Origin of the sequence: Capnocytophaga sp. oral taxon 329 str. F0087 (assembly GCF_000213295.2) — a bacterium.
Taxonomy (GTDB): domain Bacteria; phylum Bacteroidota; class Bacteroidia; order Flavobacteriales; family Flavobacteriaceae; genus Capnocytophaga; species Capnocytophaga leadbetteri_A.
On sequence record NZ_KN389985.1, the window covers coordinates 32213 to 53270 of the forward strand.

The following is a 21058-nucleotide window of genomic DNA, read 5'->3' on the forward strand; positions in this document are numbered from 1 at the left end:
ATGTTTATCAGAAATACCCTTTTTAACAGCAATGGTAAATTGCTAATTGTTAATTGATAAAATGGCAAATTTAAAAGAAATACGAAGCAGGATTTCATCAGTAAGCTCAACGATGCAAATCACAGGGGCTATGAAAATGGTATCAGCAGCCAAGCTAAAAAAGGCTCAAGATGCTATCATAGCGATGAAACCTTATGCATACAAGCTCAAGCAGCTATTAGAACACTTGAGTTCGGCATTAGGCAGCGAGAATATTTACAATCCTCGCAAAGGTGCTGTAAAGCGTGTGCTATTGGTGGCAATTACCTCTAATAGAGGTCTCTGTGGTGCCTTTAATGCTAACGTAGTAAAAAAAGTAATTGAACTTACACAAACTACCTACAAGGATAAGGAGGTGCAATACTACACTATTGGCAAAAAAGGGAATGATGTGCTTAAAAAGACCGATAAGGTGCTCGATAATAATAATCACATCTTTGACAAGCTCACTTTTGCTAATGCTGCTTCATTGGCAGAAACACTGATGACACGCTATACTAATGGCGAGTTTGACCAGATAGTGTTGGTGTATAACAGCTTTAAAAATGCTGCTACCCAAATACTTACTGAAGAAACTTTCTTGCCTATACAGCCAGTAGTAACCGACAAGAAGACTACTACAGACTACCTTTATGAGCCATCAAAACAAGAGATAGTAACACAACTTATACCGCGCTCGCTCAAAACACAGCTTTTTAAAGCTCTACGCGATTCGGTAGCTGCTGAACACGGAGCTCGTATGACGGCTATGCACAAAGCTACAGACAATGCACAAGACCTTAAAAATGAATTGATACTTACCTACAACAAAGCTCGCCAAGCCACTATTACTGGTGAGATTATAGAGATAGTAGGAGGTTCAGAAGCGCTGTCATAAAAGAGAATAGGAAAGGCCGAGAGGCGATTTATAAAAAAGAGATAAAATAGAGAGAATTAATTTGTATGGAAAACAAAAGAAACTACAGAGAGAGCAACAATGGCTTCTCACAAAAAAATAATAATTATAAGAAAAACAATTATTCTGAAAAAAACGAGAGAGGCACTTATACCCCTAATCGCTATAGTAATAATCGCTATAACAATAGCAATAGAGACCAAAACGACTCTTCCTCAGAAAACAGAAAATCATATACCCCTAACTTTAAAAGAAATGACAACTTTAGAAGTGAGGAAGGTTTTAAACGAAATGAAGGCTACAAGCGCAATGATGATTTTAAAAAGAATGATGGATTTAAGAAGAATAATGAATACAAGCGCAATGAAGGCTTTAACAGGAATGATAATTTCAGTAGAAATGAGCGCTTCAATAGAAATGAAGGCTATAGAAAACCTTACAAAAAGCCTTATAGCAACTACCAAAGCAATACCGCTTCAGTAGAATACGCGCCTACTCCTACTGCCGAGATACGTCTAAACAAATACATAGCCGATGCAGGTATCTGTTCACGCCGCAATGCTGATATGTATATTTCAGCGGGCAACGTAACAGTAAATGGCGAGGTAATGACTACTTTGGGCTATAGAGTAAAGCCTACAGATGAGGTGCGTTTTGATGGTAAGCTGCTCTCTTCAGAGAAGAAAGAATACATTTTGCTAAACAAACCTAAAGGCTTTATCACCACTACCAATGATGAAAAAGGACGCAAAACCGTAATGGACTTAGTTGCTAACGCTACCAATGCGCGCATCTTGCCAGTAGGGCGCTTGGATAGAGCTACTACAGGGTTGCTACTCCTAACAAATGATGGCGAGCTAACTAAGAAGCTAACCCATCCTACTCACGGAGTGCGCAAGATATACCACGTAATCCTTGACCGCAAGCTTGAGTACAAAGACTTTATAGCTATCGAACAAGGCTTAGAGTTAGAAGACGGCTTTATTCAGGTAGATGAAATAAGCTATGTAGATCAAAAGCCTAAAAACGAAATCGGAATAAAGATACATAGTGGTAGAAACCGTATAGTACGCCGTATCTTTGAGCACTTGGGCTATCAGGTAGATAAACTTGATCGTGTAGTATTTGCGGGGCTTACTAAAAAAGACTTGCCTCGCGGACATTGGCGCAGACTCACACAGCAAGAGGTTATTAATCTTAGAAATATGAGATAATTAGCCATTAGCAAATTTGTAATGAATAAGAACTTAAACCCTAATAAAGAAAATTACTCGGCGCAGGAGCTTGATATTGAGCGAGCCCTGCGCCCTTTGTCTTTTGATGATTTTGCAGGACAAGAGGCGGTATTAGAGAATCTCAAAGTCTTCGTAAAAGCTGCCAATATGCGCAACGAAGCCCTCGACCATACCCTTTTTCACGGCCCTCCGGGCTTGGGTAAAACTACATTGGCTCACATCTTGGCTAATGAGTTGGGGGTAGGTATTAAGATAACCTCAGGCCCTGTGCTCGATAAACCTGGTGATTTGGCAGGATTGCTCACAAATCTTCAGGAGCGCGATGTACTTTTTATAGACGAAATACACCGCTTGAGTCCAGTGGTAGAAGAGTATCTGTACTCAGCTATGGAAGACTATAAGATTGATATAATGATAGAGTCAGGGCCTAATGCCCGCACAGTACAAATCAATCTAAACCCTTTTACACTGATAGGAGCCACTACCCGTTCTGGCTTGCTCACAGCCCCTATGCGCGCGCGCTTCGGTATACAAAGCCGACTACAGTATTATTCTACTGAGCTTTTAGCTGACATTATACAGCGCAGTGCTTCTATCCTAAAGATGCCTATTTCTATGGAAGCAGCTATCGAGTTAGCGAGCAGGAGCAGAGGTACTCCGCGTATCGCCAATGCCCTTTTGCGCCGCATCCGCGATTTTGCTCAGATAAAAGGTAATGGCAAGATAGATATTGAAATTACAAGATTCGGACTCAAAGCCCTAAATGTCGATGCACACGGCTTAGATGAAATGGACAACAGAATACTCAGTACCCTCATCGATAAGTTTAAAGGAGGCCCTGTTGGGATTACAACCCTTGCTACGGCTGTCTCTGAAAGTGCTGAAACTATAGAAGAGGTGTATGAGCCTTTCCTTATTCAACAAGGCTTTATAGTGCGTACCCCTCGTGGGCGCGAGGTTACAGAGTTAGCCTACAAACACTTAGGGCGTAGCTATCAACTATCGATGATGAACTTCGAATAAGGTATATTGTAGATTAACAAAAAAACTTTGCCAAAGTACTAAATCAGTACTTTGGCAAAGTTTTTTTGTGTTGTATTATGGGTTATACTTGTATTACTCCTAAGTTAAAAGGTTTTTCTATAGGCGCGTGGTTCGCCGCTTCTATACCCATCGAAATCCATTGGCGGGTTTGTAGAGGGTCGATAATAGCATCTGTCCATAGACGGGCAGCCGCATAGTAAGGCGAAATCTGTTCGTCATACTTATCTTTGATGTGCTTAAAGAGCGACGCTTCTTTTTCAGCGGTTATCTCTTCTCCTTTCTTCTTAAGGGTGGCAGTTTCTATCTGTAGGAGTACTTTAGCGGCCTGAGCTCCCCCCATCACGGCTATATTGCCACTATGCCAAGAAACGATAAGGCGAGGGTCATAGGCTTTGCCACACATAGCGTAATTGCCTGCCCCATAAGAGTTTCCTACTACTACGGTAAACTTTGGTACTACCGAGTTAGCAACCGCATTTACTAATTTAGCACCGTCTTTTATAATACCTCCGTGTTCTGATTTTGAACCCACCATAAAACCGGTAACATCTTGCAGAAATACAAGCGGAATTTTCTTTTGATTGCAGTTAGCAATGAAGCGTGTTGCCTTGTCAGCGCTATCAGAATAGATAACCCCTCCAAACTGCATTTCACCCTTTTTGCTTTTTACCACCTTGCGTTGGTTGGCTACAATACCTACCGCCCAGCCATCTATGCGCGCATAGCCAGTGAGGAGCGTCTGTCCATAGCCCTCTTTATACTCGTCAAATTCTGAATTATCAACTAAGCGGAGGATAATTTCCCTCATATCATACGGCTCACTGCGCAGTTTGGGCAGAATACCGTATATTTCGTTCGGGTCTTTTATAGGGGCGTGAGGTTCAGAGCGATTAAAGCCAGCCTTTTCGTAGTCAGCGAGTTTTGCCATAGTGCGGCGTACGCGGTCTAAAGCATCGCGGTCATCAGTCGCTTTGTAATCGGTTACCCCACTAATTTCACAGTGAGTGGTAGCCCCTCCTAATGTTTCGTTGTCGATATTTTCACCTATAGCAGCTTTTACTAAGTAGCTGCCAGCCAAGAAGATAGAGCCAGTTTTATCTACGATTAGGGCTTCATCGCTCATAATAGGCAAATAAGCACCTCCAGCCACACAGCTACCCATCACTACGGCTATTTGGGTGATGCCTTTGCTACTCATCAAGGCATTATTTCTGAAAATACGTCCGAAATGCTCTTTATCAGGGAAAATCTCATCTTGCAAGGGCAAGAAAACGCCTGCACTATCTACTAAATAGATGATAGGTAAATTATTTTCGATAGCTATTTCTTGGGCGCGTAGGTTTTTTTTGGCAGTAATCGGGAACCACGCACCTGCTTTTACGGTAGCGTCATTAGCTACTATTATGCACTGTTTTCCAGACACATAGCCTATTACTACTACCACGCCTGCTGAAGGGCAGCCTCCGTGCTCGGCATACATACCATCGCCGGCAAAAGCACCGATTTCTATAGAGCGAGTGTTTTTGTCTAACAAATAGTCAATACGCTCACGGGCAGAGAGTTTACCTTGAGCGTGTAGTTTTTCTAAGTTTTTAGCTCCGCCACCTTCTTTTACTTTTTTCAGGCGTTTGCGCAATTCGCTGAGAGCTAATTTATTAAAATCTTCGTTGCTGTTAAATTCGATATCCATTTACTAAACTTAATGAGGGCACAAAGGTAGTGCATAATTTGCCAATTAGCAAATTTACCAATTACCAGAAAAATTTTCTCTTACTATTTACCCTATACAAACGATATAGAAACAATATAGGAAGAGCGAAGGATAAGCGAAAAATTAGCGAAGTATAATCGTCTAATAAGCCTCCTAAAAATAGAAAAATATCATATCTATCTCTTTAAATTTACTATAATCAATATTTTTTTAAACTTTTTTTGCGATAAACCAAAATAATTATGTATTTTTGCCCCAAATTTGTGTGCTATACTAAAACACAATAATTGAATAACAATAACTTGACATTTACAATGGAGAAAATATCTGCTGCCATTACCGCTATCGGTGGCTATGTACCAGAGGATGTACTCAGCAATGCTATGCTCGAGAAAATGGTAGAAACAAATGATGAGTGGATTTACACTCGTACAGGTATCAGAGAACGCCGTATCTTGAAAGACCCTCAAAAAGGTACCTCTTTCTTGGCTATAGAGGCTGCTAAAGACCTCCTTAATAAGAAAGGTTTAGACCCTAAAGAGATAGACCTGCTTATCCTTGCTACAGCTACTCCCGATATGCCCGTAGCACTTACAGGGCCTTATGTAGCTTCGCAAATAGGGGCAACCAATGCTTTTGCTTTCGACCTACAAGCAGCTTGCTCAAGTTTCTTATTTGGCGTGTCAGCAGCTGCCAAATACATAGAGTCAGGGCGTTATAAAAAAGTATTGTTAGTAGGTGCCGACAAAATGTCGTCTATTATTGATTATACCGACCGCGCTACTTGTATCCTCTTTGGCGATGGAGGAGGGGCAGCGCTTTTCGAGCCTAACTACGAAGGATTAGGGGTCAAAGACGAAATACTGAAAAGTGATGGTATAGGCCGCAACCACTTGTATATCAAGGCAGGAGGTTCTCTTTGTCCTACCACCGCTCAAACAGTAGCCGAAAAACAACACTTTGTGTTTCAAGATGGTAAGACCGTTTTCAAATACGCAGTAACCGGTATGGCCGATGTGGCTGAAGAAGTGCTAAAACGCAACAACCTAACTAATAATGATGTACAATGGCTCACCCCGCATCAGGCTAACAAGCGCATCATCGATGCCACTGCCGAGCGTATGGGGCTACCTGCCGAAAAAGTGATGCTAAACATTCACAAGTACGGCAATACCACTTCAGCTACTATCATTCTCGCCCTTAATGACTACGAGCAACAGCTCAAAAAAGGCGATAACATAGTATTAGCAGCCTTTGGTGGTGGTTTCACTTGGGGGGCTATATACCTAAAATGGGCATACGACGGCGCCCAAGTAAAAAAATAAACAACAATTGAGCAAACATATATTCGTATGGATTTAAGAGACATTCAAAACTTAATTAAATTTGTTGCCAAGTCGGGCGCAAGTGAGGTAAAATTGGAGATGGAGGATGTAAAAATCACCATCAAAACCAATCCCGATGAGAGTGGCAGAGAGCAAGTCTATGTGCAGCAACTACCTGTAGCACAGCAGCTCACTCAGTTGCCTATTCAGCAACCCCTACCTACCCAGACCCTTCCGGTGGCGGCACCAGAGGCTACTGAAAACAAATCTGCACCTAGTGAAGATAGCAAATATATCACTATCAAATCACCGATGATAGGCACTTTCTATCGCCGCCCTGGTCCAGATAAACCTTTGTTTGTCGAAGTAGGTTCAACTATTTCTAAAGGAAGCGTTATCTGTATCATCGAAGCGATGAAACTTTTCAACGAGATTGAATCAGAAGTATCTGGTAAAATCGTAAAAATATTGGTAGACGACTCTTCTCCTGTAGAGTTCGATCAACCATTATATTTGGTAGACCCATCATAGATGAGACCCAAAACCTTTATTTTTAAAAAGGAATACTATGTTTAAAAAAATATTAATAGCTAACCGCGGAGAGATAGCCTTGCGAGTAATACGTACTTGTAGGGAAATGGGTATCAAGTCGGTAGCGGTATATTCTACTGCCGATGCTGATAGTTTGCACGTTCGTTTTGCTGACGAAGCCGTGTGTATAGGCCCTCCAGCGAGCAAAGATTCATACTTAAAAATACCTAATATTATAGCAGCTGCCGAAATCACCAATGCCGATGCTATCCACCCAGGATATGGGTTTCTTTCAGAAAATGCCAAGTTTTCAAAGATTTGTGCTGAACACGGTATCAAATTCATCGGGGCATCACCTGAAATGATAGAGCGTATGGGCGACAAGGCTTCAGCCAAAGCTACTATGAAAGAGGCGGGCGTACCTACGGTGCCTGGTTCTGACGGATTAGTACAATCGCTCGAGCACGCTAAGAAAATAGCGGCCGAGATAGGCTACCCTGTAATGCTGAAAGCTACTGCCGGAGGCGGGGGGCGTGGTATGCGCGATGTGTGGAAAGAGGAAGACCTCGAAAAAGCACTTGATAGCGCAATGCAAGAAGCCGGAGCTGCCTTTGGCAACGATGCTATGTATATGGAAAAACTTATCGTAGACCCTCGCCACATCGAAATTCAGATAGTAGGCGACCAATACGGTAAGGCTTGCCACCTATCAGAGCGCGACTGCTCTATCCAGCGCCGCCACCAGAAGCTAACCGAAGAAACTCCTTCGCCTTTTATGACCGAAGACCTTCGCAAGCGTATGGGCGAGGCAGCCGTAAAAGCAGCCGAGTACATCAAGTACGAGGGAGCTGGTACGGTAGAGTTTTTGGTAGACAAAGACCGCAATTTCTACTTTATGGAGATGAACACCCGTATACAAGTAGAACACCCTATTACTGAGCAAGTAATTGATTACGACCTTATTAGAGAGCAAATATTGGTAGCTGCAGGAGTGCCTATTTCTGGCAAGAACTACACCCCTAAACTACACGCTATAGAATGTCGTATCAATGCTGAAGACCCTTATAATGACTTCAGACCCTCACCAGGCAAAATCACTACCCTACACGCACCAGGCGGACACGGAGTGCGTCTTGATACCCACGTGTATAGCGGTTATGTGATTCCGCCTAACTACGACTCTATGATAGCGAAGCTCATCACCACAGCGCAAACGCGCGAAGAGGCGATAGCCAAGATGCGTCGTGCGTTAGATGAGTTTGTGGTAGAGGGCGTAAAGACCACGATACCATTCCATTTGCAGTTGATGGATGACCCCGATTATTTGGCGGGCAATTACACCACTAAGTTTATGGAAGATTTTAAGATGAAACCCCAAGTGGGAGAATAATGAAGTATTAATATAAAGGGACTATTCAAAAAAAACGTTGTTTTTTTAATAGTCCCTTGTTATTGGTTAATTGTTAAATCAAAAATATGAAAGTAATAGCAATGATACCAGCGCGTTATGGTGCGACGCGTTTTCCAGCCAAACTGATGCAAGACCTCTGCGGTAAGCCAGTGATTGTGCATACTTACCAGCGCGTTAAGGATACGCAACTGTTTGATGAGGTGTATGTAGTAACTGACGATGACCGCATCGAAAAAGCTATCAGCGAAGTAGGAGGTAGGGTTATCAGAAGTAAAAAAGAACACAACAGCGGTAGCGACCGTTTAGCAGAAGCTTCACAAGACCTGCCAGTCGATATTATCGTGAATGTGCAGGGCGATGAACCTTTCACCAATAAAGAAAATCTGGAAAAGGTAATCGATATTTTCGCTAAAGATGTTGATAAGACTGTATATGTAGCGAGCCTAATGGAGCTAATCACCGAGCCTGAAGAGATAGCCAATCCTAATAATGTAAAGGTAGTGGTAAACCGCCAGAATGAAGCGCTTTACTTTTCGAGGTCAGTAATTCCTTATCAACGTGCCGATGTAGGAGCTCCTTATTACAAGCATATCGGTATCTATGCCTACCGGAAAGCAGCTCTACAACGTTTCACCCAGTTGCCCCCTTCTGTTTTAGAAGAAACAGAGAAGTTGGAGCAATTGCGTTACTTAGAAAATGGATATAAAATACGCTTGGCGTTAACAAATATATCCACCATAGGGATTGATACTCCCGATGATTTGGAAAAAGCACGAATACGACTCTCGAAAAAAGAGAGCTAAAAAGAGGGGGATACATAAAAATAAAAAATATTTTTTTTGCTTTAGTTTGACAATCAATAGTTTATAAAATTGTTGATAACTTCTTGATAAAAAAATACTGAAAGATTTTATTTTTTTATTATCTTTGCTACGTCTAATACAACACTAAAATACACACTATACATAAAACTACCTAATTCTTTAAGAATATTGTTATAAAATAAATAAAAAAGAGAGACTACATCTGTAAGAAGTAGAGAAACGTGTAAAAAAATGAAATATAAGGAATACTTCGTAGGGTTAGATATCGGTACTACCAAGATTGTAACTATGGTAGGGACGAAAAACGAATACGGGAAGATAAAAATTTTAGGATACGGTCAGGCTAAGAGTGAAGGCATCAATAAGGGAGTAGTGAATAACATAGCGCAGGCTACCCAGTCGATTATGAATGCTATTCAAGATGCTAAAGAGAAAACCGGTCTCGACATAGAAAATGTAGTAGCAGGTATTGCGGGGCAAAACATAAAAAGCCGTTCGCACAGCGACTATATTACTAGAACCGACCCTGAAAAGCTAATAGATTTTGAAGACTTAGAACGCTTGAAAGAGCAAGTGTTCTCTATTTCTTTGGCTCCTGGTGAAAAAATCATTCACGCCCTTCCACAAGATTATAAAGTAGATAATGTAGGCGAAATAAAAGAGCCTATAGGTATGATGGGCAAGCGTTTAGACGCTACTTTTCATTTGGTAATCGGTCAGGTAAATGCTATTAAGGGTATCACCCGTTGCATACAGACCGCTAATCTAAAACCTGTAGGGCTAACGCTCGAACCTATCGCTTCGGCTGAAGCAGTGTTAAGCGAAGAAGAGAAAGATGCAGGGGTAGTATTAGTCGATATAGGGGGAGGTACTACCGATGTGGCTATCTTCAAAGATGGCATCATCAGACATACAGCTGTAGTACCTTTAGGAGGGAATATCATTACAGACGATATTAAAAATGGCTGTGGTATTTTGGCACGTCAGGCCGAGATGCTAAAAGTGCAATACGGGTCAGCTTGGCCTGGTGAAAACCGCGATAATGAAATAGTTTCTATACCTGGGATAAAAGGAAAAGAACCTAAAGAAATAACCCTTAAAAACCTTTCAAAGATTATCCATTCTCGTGTGAGCGAGATTATCAATTTGGTGCTTAAGGTGATAGAAAACTACGGTTACCAAGAGGCTAAGAAGAAACTCTTTGCAGGTATCGTACTTACAGGAGGAGGTAGCCAACTAAAGCACATAGTGCAGTTGGTAGAATACATTACCGGTATGGACACCCGTATAGGTTACCCCGATGAACATTTAGCTGATAATTCAGATCCTAAGCTTACTTCACCCATATATGCTACCGCTATAGGATTGGTGATGAACGCTATAGAAAATCAGGCTGAAGAGCAGTTCAAAAAACGTTTAGAAGAGCTTAAAGCACAAGAAGTAACTGAGGCTGATGACAGAGCAGAAATCCCTGCAGAACAGCCAATTAATAAAACACAAAAAGTAATAGCTACTATTATAGACGACTCAGCTGCTGCGGTCAGCCGAAAAATAGAAGAAGATGATGAGGAAGAGGAAGAACCTAAGAGTAGCAAAGGGTTTTGGGAAAAAGTCAGCAAGAAAATAAAAAATTTCATAGGCGAGACTGAAGAAGAAATATAGAACAAATAATTATGATTTAGATAATGGAACAAACACAAGATGTCCAATTTAATTTTCCAAAGAATAACAGTAATTATATAAAAGTTATTGGAGTAGGCGGAGGAGGGGGCAACGCCGTCAATTTTATGTACGATAATGGTATCAATGGGGTAGATTACCTTATTTGCAACACCGATGCACAAGCACTTGAGAGCAGCAACATTCCTAACAAAATACAGTTAGGGGTAACACTTACCGAGGGGTTAGGAGCAGGGAATAATCCTGAAATTGGAGAGAAAGCAGCTATAGAGAGTGAAAACAACATCCAGAAAGCCCTTGAAGGGAATACCCAAATGATATTTATCACAGCGGGTATGGGGGGCGGTACCGGTACAGGGGCAGTGCCTATCATAGCTAAAAAGGCTAAAGAGATGGGCATATTAACGGTAGCTATCGTTACCACTCCGTTCAACTTCGAAGGCTTAAAACGCAGTCGTCAGGCACAAGCGGGTATAAAGAAACTCCGCGATTCTGTAGATTCGCTTATCGTTATCAATAACAATAAGATAAACGAAATGTATGGCGAACTGACTATCAGCGAAAGTTTTGGCAAAGCCAATGAGATATTGCTAAAAGCTGCCAAAGGAATGGCTGAGGTAATTAGTAAGCATTATATGGTAAACATCGACTTGCGCGATGCCCGTACAGTACTCGAAAACGGAGGTACTGCTATTATGGGGTCAGCAATAGGTGAGGGCGAAAACAGAGCAAGCGATGCCGTAACAGGGGCATTAAACTCTCCACTGCTAAACGATAACAAAATAGTGGGAGCTAAAAATGTCTTGGTATTGATTACTTACGGCTCTAAAGAGGCTACTCAGCGCGAAGTGACTGAAATTAACAACTACATTCAGGAGCAAGCAGGCGACAATATGGCTGACCTTATCTATGGTATTGGTGAAGACGAGTCGTTAGGCGAGGCTATTTCGGTAGTAGTAGTAGCTACAGGTTTTGATGTAGAGCAGCAAAAAGAAATCGTAAATGCTGAGCCACGCCGTGTAATACACGTCCTTGATGACAATCAAACTGTTACTCGCGATTTAACAGAGCCTAAAGGGGTGGTAGTCAATACCGCTATTAATGCTACAGAAGTTTATCCTGTGCCATCAGTACCTGAGGTAAAAAAAGAACCTGCACTTACTGACCTACTCAATATCTGGACAGACTGCGAATTGGTAACTACAGAAGATAGTTTTATAATAGTAGATAAAACAGCTCCTAAGTGGGAAAAACCTAAGAAAGAAGAGGTAGTGCAAGAAGTGCCTCGCCAGCAAAAAGTCTATGCTACTGCTGAAGTAGCTGCACCTATTGTACACCAATTGCGTGAGGAAGATTATGAACCACAACCATCGCAGCCTAAAAACCGTTATACTTCAGCTCCTATAGTGAATGAAGCAGGTGAAATACGTTATACTTTAGAGGAATATACTGAGTTAGAGCGCACCTTTCGCGATGCCAAACCGACCTCGTTTGTAGAAAATAAAACGGTGAATAACAATGAGTTTGTACTATATAATACAGAAGAGAAGATGGCTGCACCAGTAAAGCCTAATAATGCTCCTGTACAAATGAGAATGTTTGAAGATGAAGAAACTGAAATAAAGCTAACCCCTATGGATGCGCGAATTTCAGATGTAATGAACAAACGTTCTAATCGTTTGCAAGATTATAACTACAAATTTAGTTCGTCAGCTAACGCTCAATCGCGTACTACAGTAGGGAAAGACTCTTCAGGAGAGTTTCAGATACGAAAAAACAATTCGTACCTACACGATAATGTAGATTAACAATTGTACCTTTTTGATAAGAGAAAACAAAAAAGGCTGTCTTTTTAAAAGACAGCCTTTTTTGTTTTCTCTTTATTTTAAAGGGTACGGTTCATATCCCATTTTTCTAGATATTGAGCTACGCGTTGTACGAACATACCGCCTAAAGCCCCATTTACTACACGGTGGTCATAACTGTGCGAGAGCATCATTTTATAGCGGATACCAATCACATCGCCTTCAGGCGTTTCTATAACAGCAGGTACTTTCTGTATAGCTCCTATTGCCAAGATACCAACTTGCGGCTGATTGATAATAGGTGTGCCAAAAACGTTGCCAAAAGAACCTATGTTCGTAACCGTATAAGTACCATCTTTTACCTCATCGGGTTTTAGCTGGTTAGCGCGAGCTCGCTTAGCAAGGTCATTTACTACCTTAGCCATACCTCTTAAGTTAAGCTCATCAGCATTTTTGATAACAGGTACTATTAAGTTGCCGTCAGGTAGAGCAGTAGCCATTCCTATATTGATGTTTTTCTTCTTAATAATAGTGGTTCCTTCTACTGATATATTCATCATCGGGAAGTCAATGAGGGCTTTAGCTACAGCTTCCATAAAGATAGGAGTAAAGGTAAATTTCTCGCCTTCATTAGCCTCGAATGCTTTCTTCACCTTGTTGCGCCACTGCCATATACGGGTTACATCTACTTCAGTAAAGCTTTGTACGTGTGCAGAAGTTTGCTTGCTGAGAGTCATATGCTCAGCTATAATCTTGCCCATACGGCTCATCTCTATGCGTTCCTCGCCGTGCTTAGTATAGCTTCTCTGATCAATAGGGCTTGCTGTTGCAGGGGCTGCTGGAGTAGGAGCTACAGTAGTAGTAGCTTTAGGCTGGGTTCTGTGGGCTATATAAGCTAGGATATCGTCTTTAGTTACCCTATTATTTAGTCCGGTGCCTTCTATATGGGCTAATTCATCAAGGCTAATACCTTCTTGCTTAGCGATATTCTTCACCAAAGGAGAGTAGAAACGCTCAGCACCACTAAAGTCTATTTGAGGGCTAAGGGTAGTCTCTTTTATATCGCTTATGTTTTGCATCAGTATTTCAGCAGTTTGTTGAGGAGGAGCCGAGGCGTCTGCTGACTCTTGGGTTTCGATGATAGCCATCACCTGACCTATTTTTACTACCTCATCTACTTTGAAGAGGATTTCAGAAACTATGCCACTTACTTCGCTGGGCACTTCTGAGTCTACTTTGTCAGTAGCGACTTCTACAATAGCTTCTTCGGCTTCAATAGGGTCGCCTACCTTTTTGAGCCAGTTGGTAACCACAGCTTCAGCCACACTTTCACCCATAGAGGGTAATTTCAATTCGTATCTTGCCATTTCTGTACTACTTTATATCTTTTATTTCTTGTGGAAGGTTCATATTCTTAGTTAAAACACCTAATTTGCTAAGGTCGATGTCGCCGGTAAGCGATAGGATAACCATTTGCGTAGTGTTTGTAGAGGGTTCTACCACCATTAGTAGTTCAGATACTTTGTTAGCATCTTTACCGCCTTTGGTATAGAACTTCACGTTTTGGTTTTTGTCTTTTACGCGCATCAGTTCAGAGAGAGCTGCACTTTTAACATATTGTTGCACTTCAGTTCTCATCACCGAAGCAGCTTTAGCATTATCGGTAGAGAATACCTTCATACTCTTGAGTTTATTAGCAATATCCATAAACTCTTTGGCATCAGCATCCTTACTATCGATTTTAGAAAGCATTTGAAACATCTTTTGCGAGACCACTAATGTAGTGATGTCATTATTAGCTTCTAATCTATCAAAAGCGGGTTGCCCACAGACGCTCATTGCTACGAGTAGTGCGGGCAATATAAATAACTTATTTATCTTCATAATGAGCGTTTATTTGGTTTGACAATCTTTTTATTTTATTTCCGCAGGAATATAGAAAGGTCGAAATCAAGGAAATAGAGTGATAATAGCACTAAGATAACCAGTACAATCCAGAAAGTTTTATTGAATTGTGCGTTTTTCTTATTCCTACTTTCGCTGCGGATACTGCGCCATTGCTCAGTAAAATGGTTAGAAACGGTTTCGCGGTCTTTGCGAATGCGCGACCCCATCTCGAAAGCGTTGCCTTCTTCTTTCCCCTCATAATAGCGAGGGGTATAATTAAAACGTTTGTTTTTAGGTAATCGAAATAACTTTAGCTTCATAATCTGCAAAGATAATAAATAAATAATAATTAGCAAGTAACAAGTTGCAAAATTTATTCCAAAAGAGTATTCATATTCGAAATAATTTCTTTGATAAAATTCTGTTCGCCTATGATATCGTCAGCAAGGTCAGTTTTGGCTTTTTGCAGCCGAATGATTTTCTCTTCAACGGTATCTTTGCTGACAAAGCGCACTACGTTTACTTTGTTTTTCTGTCCTAAGCGGTGCGCCCTTGCAATGGCTTGTTTTTCAGAAAACGGATTCCACCAAGGGTCTAACAGCAGCACGTATGACGCCTGAGTAAGATTGAGCCCTACCTCGCCTGCCTTAAGCGATATAAAAAAGAAGGTAACCTCTGGGTTTTGCTGAAAAGCCTCTACTTCATTTTTGCGTTCGGCAGTAGGGGTACTACCGGTAAGTTTAGCGTATTTCACTCCGTTTTCTTTACACCATTGCTCATAAATGCTTAAGTGAGACACAAAACTGCTAAAAATAAGAGCTTTGTGCGATGCCTGTACCAACTCTTGCATACAATTTACGACCTCTTCGTATTTTCCTGAAGGAATAAGGCTGTCTTTATCAGCCAACATAGGGTGATTGCTGATTTGTCGGAGTTTGGTAAGCATATTCAGTGCGTTAAACTCTGTGATAGGGGCTGCAATCTGTAGCAATTGGTTGCGCACTTTTGATTTTTCGCTCTCGTACCACTTAGCCTGTTCTTCGGCAAGAGGACAATAGATTATTTGGGCTTCCATTTCGGGCAAGTCATCGAGTACCTGCTCTTTGGTGCGCCTGAGCAAGAAAGGACTGATGATAGTTTTGAGCTCTTCTAACGCCTGAAGGTTTTTCTTCTTGCTGATTTCTATCTCGTAGTTTTTGTGAAAAGAAGGATAACTCTTCAGTATATTGGGGTTGATAAACTGCATCTGCGACCATAAATCGCTGAGGGAATTTTCTATAGGGGTACCACTCAGTGCTATGCGATGGGGGGCTTTCAAGCTGTTAATAGCCTTAAAAGTTTTAGAGTTTTTGTTCTTTATACGCTGACTTTCATCAAGGATAATATAGCGAAAATCAAGCTGCTGAAGCTCTTTGATGTCGCGCTCTACGATGGGGTAACTGGTAAAAACAAGGTCGTAATTAGTCAGTCGCCTTATTTTTCGCTTGCGCTCTATGCCCGTGCCTACGTATTGGGTGCATTTTAGGTGAGGGGCAAAGCGCTTAGTTTCGTCATACCAATTGAAAATAAGCGATGAAGGCAGAATAACGAGTACTTTTAGGGCTTCTTTTTGCACCTCTACTCCCGAAAACAGGTCGCTGCTGTCAATAGATTTTTCAGGTAGGCTATCGTGTATATTTACTAACAGAGCTATCGTCTGTAGGGTTTTCCCGAGCCCCATATCATCAGCCAAGCAAGCGCCTACCCCGTTGTGATAGTGTTGTAGCAGCCACTCAACCCCCTCTATTTGGTAGGGGCGTAGCGTAGCTTTTAGCTTATCAGAAGGAGTGTAACTCACTTTTTCTACTAACGACTGTGGTTTTATTTCGGGTACAGCCTCTAATAAAGCGTAATTACTCTTAGCAAGCTGTAGTTTTTCTTTTTGTACCTTAGCATATTTGGCGATAGATTGAAATTTGCTGAACCATTCTTGGGGTATAATGAATATTTTACCGTTAGGCAGTGGGTATATAGGGTTATTTTCTTTGATATTTTTGATTAAATCTTTAAAATCGAATAAAGAATCGCCTTGTTTTACTTTTATAGATAGGTCAAACCAGTCATTTTCGGTATGTGTGTGGTTGAAAATCAGTTCTGGAGGGGCTATAGTTACCTCTTTACCGCCGTCTATTACGAAAGGGAGAAGGCTAAAACCTGCTGCAGTTAGGGCTTCGCGGTGGTGCAATAGATAAAAATACGAAGCAAAAGGGTCTGTACTCTCTAAAAAGAAAGTACCTGATTGATTAGTAAAGCCCATTTGCTCTAAAATAGCGTATTTTTTAGCTTCTTCAGTAGTATTTCTTCGGTAATTATAGATAAAAATACGTTTATTATCATCTATTTGCAGGTCAGACTGTATAGTTTTGTGCTGATGACTGCTGAAAGCATAGTCATTATAATGGAATAGTAGGTGTATTTTATAATGATTAGCAAAAAAGTCAAAAAAGATTTCTATAGCGGTATCAGTCAGCTCATTCCTCTCGATGATGTCAAAGCCTATGGGCAATACTTTTGCATTGCGAAGTATTTTCTTAAGGAATTTCTCAAAATACTCAGGGAAACTTCTCTCAGGTATAATAGTCGTTTCTTTGTTCAAGAAAGGGGTCAGGTGCGATGTTTTGATATGGGCTATTCTCACCACTTTCTTGTTTAAAATAACCCAAGCGTGATGGTTGTTCAGAAACTCTATATGGCTCTGGTAGGGCAATAAGGTTTGTTTGCCATCGTCTAATAGCAGTCGGTAGCGTATACCCTCTTCCGTTTTTTTCAATTCTAATATAGGTTCGAGTACCTGAGTGGTAGTGAGGACTTGTTTCTTTACTAATTCGTCTTTATGCGTGTAATTGGTAGTGATAAAAAGTTCATTCTTACAGATAAGCGTTAGTAGTTTATCTGTTTTATCCTCTATTTGCTCCTGAATATGCTTCTTAGTTTGTGCGTTTTGGTATATTTTAGAGAAAGTATCACCTTTTTTTAGGTATTTTTGGTATAATTCGTTAGGTTGTAGGCTGTTGATAATTGAAAGCGCTTCCTTTTCAGCTGAGGAGAGCTCCCAATTGGGCAAACTGCGCAATACTTCATCAGAAGCTTTCTTGTAAAATACGCAGTAGCCATTGCGCTGTTCGGCAATATAAGCGTTGGGCAGCACAAGCTCTATAATAGGGTGAAAAGTGAAATCGATGAAAAGAAACATATAATAGGCAAAGTATTATTGAGTAAAAATCCCTGCATATTTAGATATACAGGGATTTTAAACTATGAAATAAGAACATTAAACTTTATGAGAATAAACGCTCAAAGAAGTTTTTACGTTTTTCGTTCATTGAGTGATCTACGTGGTAGATATTGTCAGAAACGCTTACATTGTTATTATCAATAGAATTAACAGTTTCTGCTGTGAAAGCATTTTGGTTCTCAGACATAATGCTAATCACAAAGTCGATATAGTCTTTACCTTGTTTTGTCAAATAGTTTTTGAAGAAACGGCTACTAAGTTCAACACCTCCTATTTTCTCCATTTTCAAAAGAGACTCGTAGAAAGGAGCCAAATAGTTATTGATAGCAGCTTCAGGTACAGATTTACGTCTACCGATGTAGTGAGTAATGTTGCCCATAGCATCGCGGCGCATTTCGAAGTCGGTTACTACCCAGTAGTATTCACCTGTTTTAGCTAAGTTTTTAATCACACCTACGAAGTTATTGCCTACTTTTAAGTTATCCCAAAGGAGTTTGAAGATAAGTTTAGGCATATCGGGGTGGCGTATAAGGTTATGAGGCTGCCCGATAAGTTCGCTTGCAGAGTAGTGAGCTACAGCGCAGAATACATCGTTTACATTGGTAATAGTACCTTTTACGTCTGTTTCGCTAATAAGGGTTTTAGTCTTGTCCCATTGTACTTCGCGGTCAATAGGGGTAGGTCTTTCAATAGTAGGGATAGGATTTGTAAAATCTGACATACTGTTTACTTTTTTTAATGATTATTATTTTATAGTTCCATCGCCTGATTATGAAAACAATCTGCCAAAGAAACTCTTGCGTTTTTCGTTCATAGCATCGCTTACCGTTACGATGTCATCTGATATTACTTTGTTAGAATCCATTGGAGCCATAGGTATATCTTGGAAGGCCACATCTTCGCGGTTTTCGTTCATCACATCAATGATAAAGTCGATGTAGTCTTTACCTTGTTTATCCAAATAGTTTTTAAAGAAACGAGCACTTAAGTCCATACCTCCTACTTTTTCAAGTTTTACGAGGGTTTGGTAAAGAGGAGCTACGTAATTATCGATTACCCCTTTAGGCACTGACTTACGGCGAGCGATGTAGTGAGTGATGTTGCCTGCACTGTCGCGACGCATTTCAAAGTCGGTGATTACCCAATAATACTCTCCTGATTTAGCCAAGTTTTTCACTACCCCAGCAAAGTTATTCCCTAATTTAAGGTTATCCCAAAGGAGTTTAAAAGTGATTTTAGGCATATCAGGGTGACGGATAATGCTATGAGGCTGCCCAATCATTTCAGCAGCAGTATAACCACAAACGGTGCAAAATACGTCATTTACGTTAGTAATACGCCCATAAACATCGGTTTCACTGATAATTACTTTTGATTTATCCCATACTACTTCTTTATCAATAGGGGTAGGGCGTTCTACGGTGAGCTCAATGTCTCTATAATCTCTAATCATTGCAAAATTTTATTTTGGTTATTATCGCACAAAGATAAATCTTTTTATTAATAAAGCCATACTTTTTTATCATAAACTTTTCATAAAAGTTTTAATACTGACTTTTTTCTTCTTTTATAAAGTTGATTATCAGTTGTTTGATTTCTCTTCTACAGAAGGCTCTTCTTCTGGTTTTTCCTCTGTTTTTTCTTCTTTATCCTCATCAATTTCTTTGGTGTACTTGTTGTACAAGAAAGAAGCTATTAGCATCAATATCCCCAACGATACGAATACTATCGTTTTGCGCAGCGTATCTAAGTGGGTAATGTCGTAGAAAAATAATTTCAACACACTAAAACTGATAAGTACAATACCCGAAACACGTAGGTATTTCTTCTTTTTGAAAAGCCCTAATACTAACAATAGTACTGCATAGGCTCCCCATAGTATGGTAAGTCCTAATTTGTAGTTAGAGCTCGATTCATATAATTCTGTCCAATGCAATAGCTCGCTGCTGCTTACCCATAAGGCTACTAAGTGTAGCAATAACTCTAATTTTAGCTTAGATTTTGCCGATAAGTTGAGGAACTTTTGCAATTGCCAGATAGTATAACACAAACCGGCAAATGCTATTATTCCTAAATATCTGATGTTTAAGAACCACAACGAAAGCTGATAACCTCTAGCCGCCTCGCTTATATAACGTTCGCGCAACTCGCTAAAGTAGTATAAGCCTAAGGTCATAAATAAGGCCCCCAGAATAAAATTGATGCCCATTTGTACTTCAGCCAGCGTTTTTTGTTTGTTATATTTGAGGTTCAGCATACTGTAGCCCGATGCAAATAGCAAGCTGTAGATAAGTAGCCAGATATTTTTGAACAGCGATAAATCTTCCATTAGCATAGCATTGTCTAACGCATTAGGGTATTGCAAAATGCGCATATCGCATAACACGATAATTTCGCGGAAGAAGGTATAAAACAGCGAACCTACTGAGAATATATTCAAAAATAAAGTAATCGAATCGGTATACTCCCCTCCGCCTTTCACTTTCTGATGTATATAAGCCATAAAAGTAGTGGCAGCAGCATACAATAGGGCGTTTACAAATAATGAATTGGCAAACGGAGTAACGTAATCGGCAGTAGAGAGTAGGTAGATGTTGTAAGAACCTTTATACCAGTCTATTAATAGGCTTCCGGTAGCCAACACCAGTACCCCGTAGCTGATGCGCTCATACACTGCCAAGGCTTTGGTGCGCCCTAACCAGAATAATAGAGCCGCTTCAGCACTCCAGAATAGCGTAATCCACGAACCTTTAAATTGTATAGGGATTACTAAGGTGGCGAACGAAAGCGCTGATACTAACACCAAATATTTCAGTTGCGTAGAAGGTACTTTTTTCAGATGGAAATAAGCCGCTACGCCAAAGTGCAACAACGCATTGCACAAGGTGAAAAGAGCTACCCACGTATTGTCGTGGTAATGGTTGTTGATGAGCCAAGCCCCTAAGCCATAGAACGCTAAGCTGTTGATAAGGAATAGCGCCACATCTACGGTGCTAAGTTCAGGCTCTTGGTGCAACTTCTGCGCTATAAACGAGAGGTAGAAAGTAGCAAAAGTAACAAAATTAAAGGTTAGGAAGGCACTGAAATACACTTCGTTATCAGCTAGTTCCCAAGTCGAAAGCAGTAATACCCACGTGAATAAGAACGCAGAGATGAGCAAGGAATTCCACCGCTTGTAGAACGATAGCACCAGCACCCCTATATTGATGATAGCCGTGTAGGCAAAGAGGATATCTACCCGCCCAGAGTTATTGCTCAGCAAGAAAGGCACAGCATAGCTGCCCACCAAGCCAATAAGGGCTATCACCACCTGATTATAGCTAAGCGATGCCAATACCGTAAAGGCGGTAAAGAGGAACATCAGTATAAAGGTGAGCGACTGCGGGAAAAAGTCGAA

The 21058-nt window shown here is 40.7% G+C and carries 17 protein-coding genes; 9 read left to right on the forward strand and 8 right to left on the reverse strand.

Annotated features, from left to right (window positions below):
* Positions 1-61 precede the first annotated feature (61 nt).
* The 3 genes from atpG to ruvB all read left to right on the forward strand — a co-directional run bounded on the left by atpG (position 62) and on the right by ruvB (position 3192).
* Entirely contained in the window at positions 62-916 is an 855-nt protein-coding gene (atpG, locus tag HMPREF9074_RS01115) for an ATP synthase F1 subunit gamma (protein ID WP_034539386.1), read from the forward strand.
* A 65-nt stretch (positions 917-981) separates the two neighbouring features.
* A complete protein-coding gene (locus HMPREF9074_RS11820; RefSeq protein WP_084063407.1) occupies positions 982-2148 on the forward strand; it encodes a pseudouridine synthase in 1167 nt (388 codons plus the stop codon).
* Between the two features lie 21 nt (positions 2149-2169).
* Complete coding sequence (ruvB, locus tag HMPREF9074_RS01125; RefSeq protein WP_009388592.1) at positions 2170-3192, forward strand: Holliday junction branch migration DNA helicase RuvB; 1023 nt, start codon at positions 2170-2172, stop codon at positions 3190-3192.
* Between the two features lie 82 nt (positions 3193-3274).
* Here the strand turns inward: ruvB and HMPREF9074_RS01130 are convergent, their stop codons facing one another.
* Positions 3275-4903: an acyl-CoA carboxylase subunit beta gene (locus tag HMPREF9074_RS01130; RefSeq protein ID WP_009388589.1), complete on the reverse strand. Its 1629-nt coding sequence runs from the start codon at positions 4901-4903 to the stop codon at positions 3275-3277.
* Positions 4904-5238: 335 nt separating this feature from the next.
* Here HMPREF9074_RS01130 and HMPREF9074_RS01135 point away from each other — a divergent pair, with 335 nt between their 5' ends.
* The 6 genes from HMPREF9074_RS01135 (at position 5239) to ftsZ (ending at position 12503) form a co-directional block, all read left to right on the forward strand.
* Complete coding sequence (locus tag HMPREF9074_RS01135) at positions 5239-6249, forward strand: beta-ketoacyl-ACP synthase III (protein ID WP_009388584.1); 1011 nt, start codon at positions 5239-5241, stop codon at positions 6247-6249.
* A gap of 27 nt (positions 6250-6276) precedes the next feature.
* Positions 6277-6780 carry an acetyl-CoA carboxylase biotin carboxyl carrier protein gene (accB, locus tag HMPREF9074_RS01140; RefSeq protein WP_009388583.1) on the forward strand — a complete coding sequence of 168 codons (504 nt, stop codon included), beginning with the start codon at positions 6277-6279 and terminating at the stop codon, positions 6778-6780.
* Between the two features lie 37 nt (positions 6781-6817).
* Positions 6818-8170, forward strand: a complete 1353-nt coding sequence (gene accC / locus HMPREF9074_RS01145; protein WP_009388581.1) for an acetyl-CoA carboxylase biotin carboxylase subunit — start codon at positions 6818-6820, stop codon at positions 8168-8170.
* 86 nt (positions 8171-8256) lie between these two features.
* Positions 8257-8994: a 3-deoxy-manno-octulosonate cytidylyltransferase gene (gene kdsB / locus HMPREF9074_RS01150; RefSeq protein ID WP_009388579.1), complete on the forward strand. Its 738-nt coding sequence runs from the start codon at positions 8257-8259 to the stop codon at positions 8992-8994.
* Positions 8995-9246: 252 nt separating this feature from the next.
* Positions 9247-10677 carry a cell division protein FtsA gene (gene ftsA, locus HMPREF9074_RS01155; RefSeq protein WP_009388577.1) on the forward strand — a complete coding sequence of 477 codons (1431 nt, stop codon included), beginning with the start codon at positions 9247-9249 and terminating at the stop codon, positions 10675-10677.
* Between the two features lie 23 nt (positions 10678-10700).
* A complete protein-coding gene (ftsZ, locus tag HMPREF9074_RS01160; RefSeq protein ID WP_009388575.1) occupies positions 10701-12503 on the forward strand; it encodes a cell division protein FtsZ in 1803 nt (600 codons plus the stop codon).
* Positions 12504-12580: 77 nt separating this feature from the next.
* On the opposite strand, the gene HMPREF9074_RS01165 is transcribed toward ftsZ, so the two are convergent.
* The 7 genes from HMPREF9074_RS01165 to HMPREF9074_RS01195 form a co-directional block, all read right to left on the reverse strand.
* Positions 12581-13867, reverse strand: coding sequence for a dihydrolipoamide acetyltransferase family protein (locus HMPREF9074_RS01165; protein ID WP_009388573.1), 1287 nt, complete (start codon positions 13865-13867; stop codon positions 12581-12583).
* Positions 13868-13874: 7 nt separating this feature from the next.
* Complete coding sequence (locus HMPREF9074_RS01170) at positions 13875-14384, reverse strand: DUF4252 domain-containing protein (protein ID WP_009388572.1); 510 nt, start codon at positions 14382-14384, stop codon at positions 13875-13877.
* A gap of 35 nt (positions 14385-14419) precedes the next feature.
* Positions 14420-14707, reverse strand: a complete 288-nt coding sequence (locus HMPREF9074_RS01175; protein WP_009388571.1) for a hypothetical protein — start codon at positions 14705-14707, stop codon at positions 14420-14422.
* 53 nt (positions 14708-14760) lie between these two features.
* The gene (locus HMPREF9074_RS01180) at positions 14761-17619 is read right to left on the reverse strand and encodes a DEAD/DEAH box helicase (RefSeq protein WP_009388570.1); all 2859 of its coding nucleotides are present in this window, start codon (positions 17617-17619) and stop codon (positions 14761-14763) included.
* 85 nt (positions 17620-17704) lie between these two features.
* Positions 17705-18382 (reverse strand): PAS domain-containing protein, encoded by a 678-nt coding sequence (locus tag HMPREF9074_RS01185; RefSeq protein WP_009388567.1) that lies wholly within the window; start codon positions 18380-18382, stop codon positions 17705-17707.
* Between the two features lie 48 nt (positions 18383-18430).
* Complete coding sequence (locus HMPREF9074_RS01190; protein ID WP_009388566.1) at positions 18431-19114, reverse strand: PAS domain-containing protein; 684 nt, start codon at positions 19112-19114, stop codon at positions 18431-18433.
* A gap of 129 nt (positions 19115-19243) precedes the next feature.
* On the reverse strand, positions 19244-21058 hold a 1815-nt coding region (locus tag HMPREF9074_RS01195), incomplete at its 5' end, for a DUF2339 domain-containing protein (protein ID WP_084063408.1).

Excerpts from the sequence above, each read along its gene's own strand:
- atpG (WP_034539386.1), top strand. The coding sequence starts at position 62 with ATGGCAAATTTAAAAGAAATACGAAGCAGGATTTCATCAGTAAGCTCA.
- HMPREF9074_RS11820 (WP_084063407.1), top strand. The coding sequence starts at position 982 with ATGGAAAACAAAAGAAACTACAGAGAGAGCAACAATGGCTTCTCACAA.
- ruvB (WP_009388592.1), top strand. The coding sequence starts at position 2,170 with ATGAATAAGAACTTAAACCCTAATAAAGAAAATTACTCGGCGCAGGAG.
- HMPREF9074_RS01130 (WP_009388589.1), bottom strand. The coding sequence starts at position 4,903 with ATGGATATCGAATTTAACAGCAACGAAGATTTTAATAAATTAGCTCTC.
- HMPREF9074_RS01135 (WP_009388584.1), top strand. The coding sequence starts at position 5,239 with ATGGAGAAAATATCTGCTGCCATTACCGCTATCGGTGGCTATGTACCA.
- accB (WP_009388583.1), top strand. The coding sequence starts at position 6,277 with ATGGATTTAAGAGACATTCAAAACTTAATTAAATTTGTTGCCAAGTCG.
- accC (WP_009388581.1), top strand. The coding sequence starts at position 6,818 with ATGTTTAAAAAAATATTAATAGCTAACCGCGGAGAGATAGCCTTGCGA.
- kdsB (WP_009388579.1), top strand. The coding sequence starts at position 8,257 with ATGAAAGTAATAGCAATGATACCAGCGCGTTATGGTGCGACGCGTTTT.
- ftsA (WP_009388577.1), top strand. The coding sequence starts at position 9,247 with ATGAAATATAAGGAATACTTCGTAGGGTTAGATATCGGTACTACCAAG.
- ftsZ (WP_009388575.1), top strand. The coding sequence starts at position 10,701 with ATGGAACAAACACAAGATGTCCAATTTAATTTTCCAAAGAATAACAGT.
- HMPREF9074_RS01165 (WP_009388573.1), bottom strand. The coding sequence starts at position 13,867 with ATGGCAAGATACGAATTGAAATTACCCTCTATGGGTGAAAGTGTGGCT.
- HMPREF9074_RS01170 (WP_009388572.1), bottom strand. The coding sequence starts at position 14,384 with ATGAAGATAAATAAGTTATTTATATTGCCCGCACTACTCGTAGCAATG.
- HMPREF9074_RS01175 (WP_009388571.1), bottom strand. The coding sequence starts at position 14,707 with ATGAAGCTAAAGTTATTTCGATTACCTAAAAACAAACGTTTTAATTAT.
- HMPREF9074_RS01180 (WP_009388570.1), bottom strand. The coding sequence starts at position 17,619 with ATGTTTCTTTTCATCGATTTCACTTTTCACCCTATTATAGAGCTTGTG.
- HMPREF9074_RS01185 (WP_009388567.1), bottom strand. The coding sequence starts at position 18,382 with ATGTCAGATTTTACAAATCCTATCCCTACTATTGAAAGACCTACCCCT.
- HMPREF9074_RS01190 (WP_009388566.1), bottom strand. The coding sequence starts at position 19,114 with ATGATTAGAGATTATAGAGACATTGAGCTCACCGTAGAACGCCCTACC.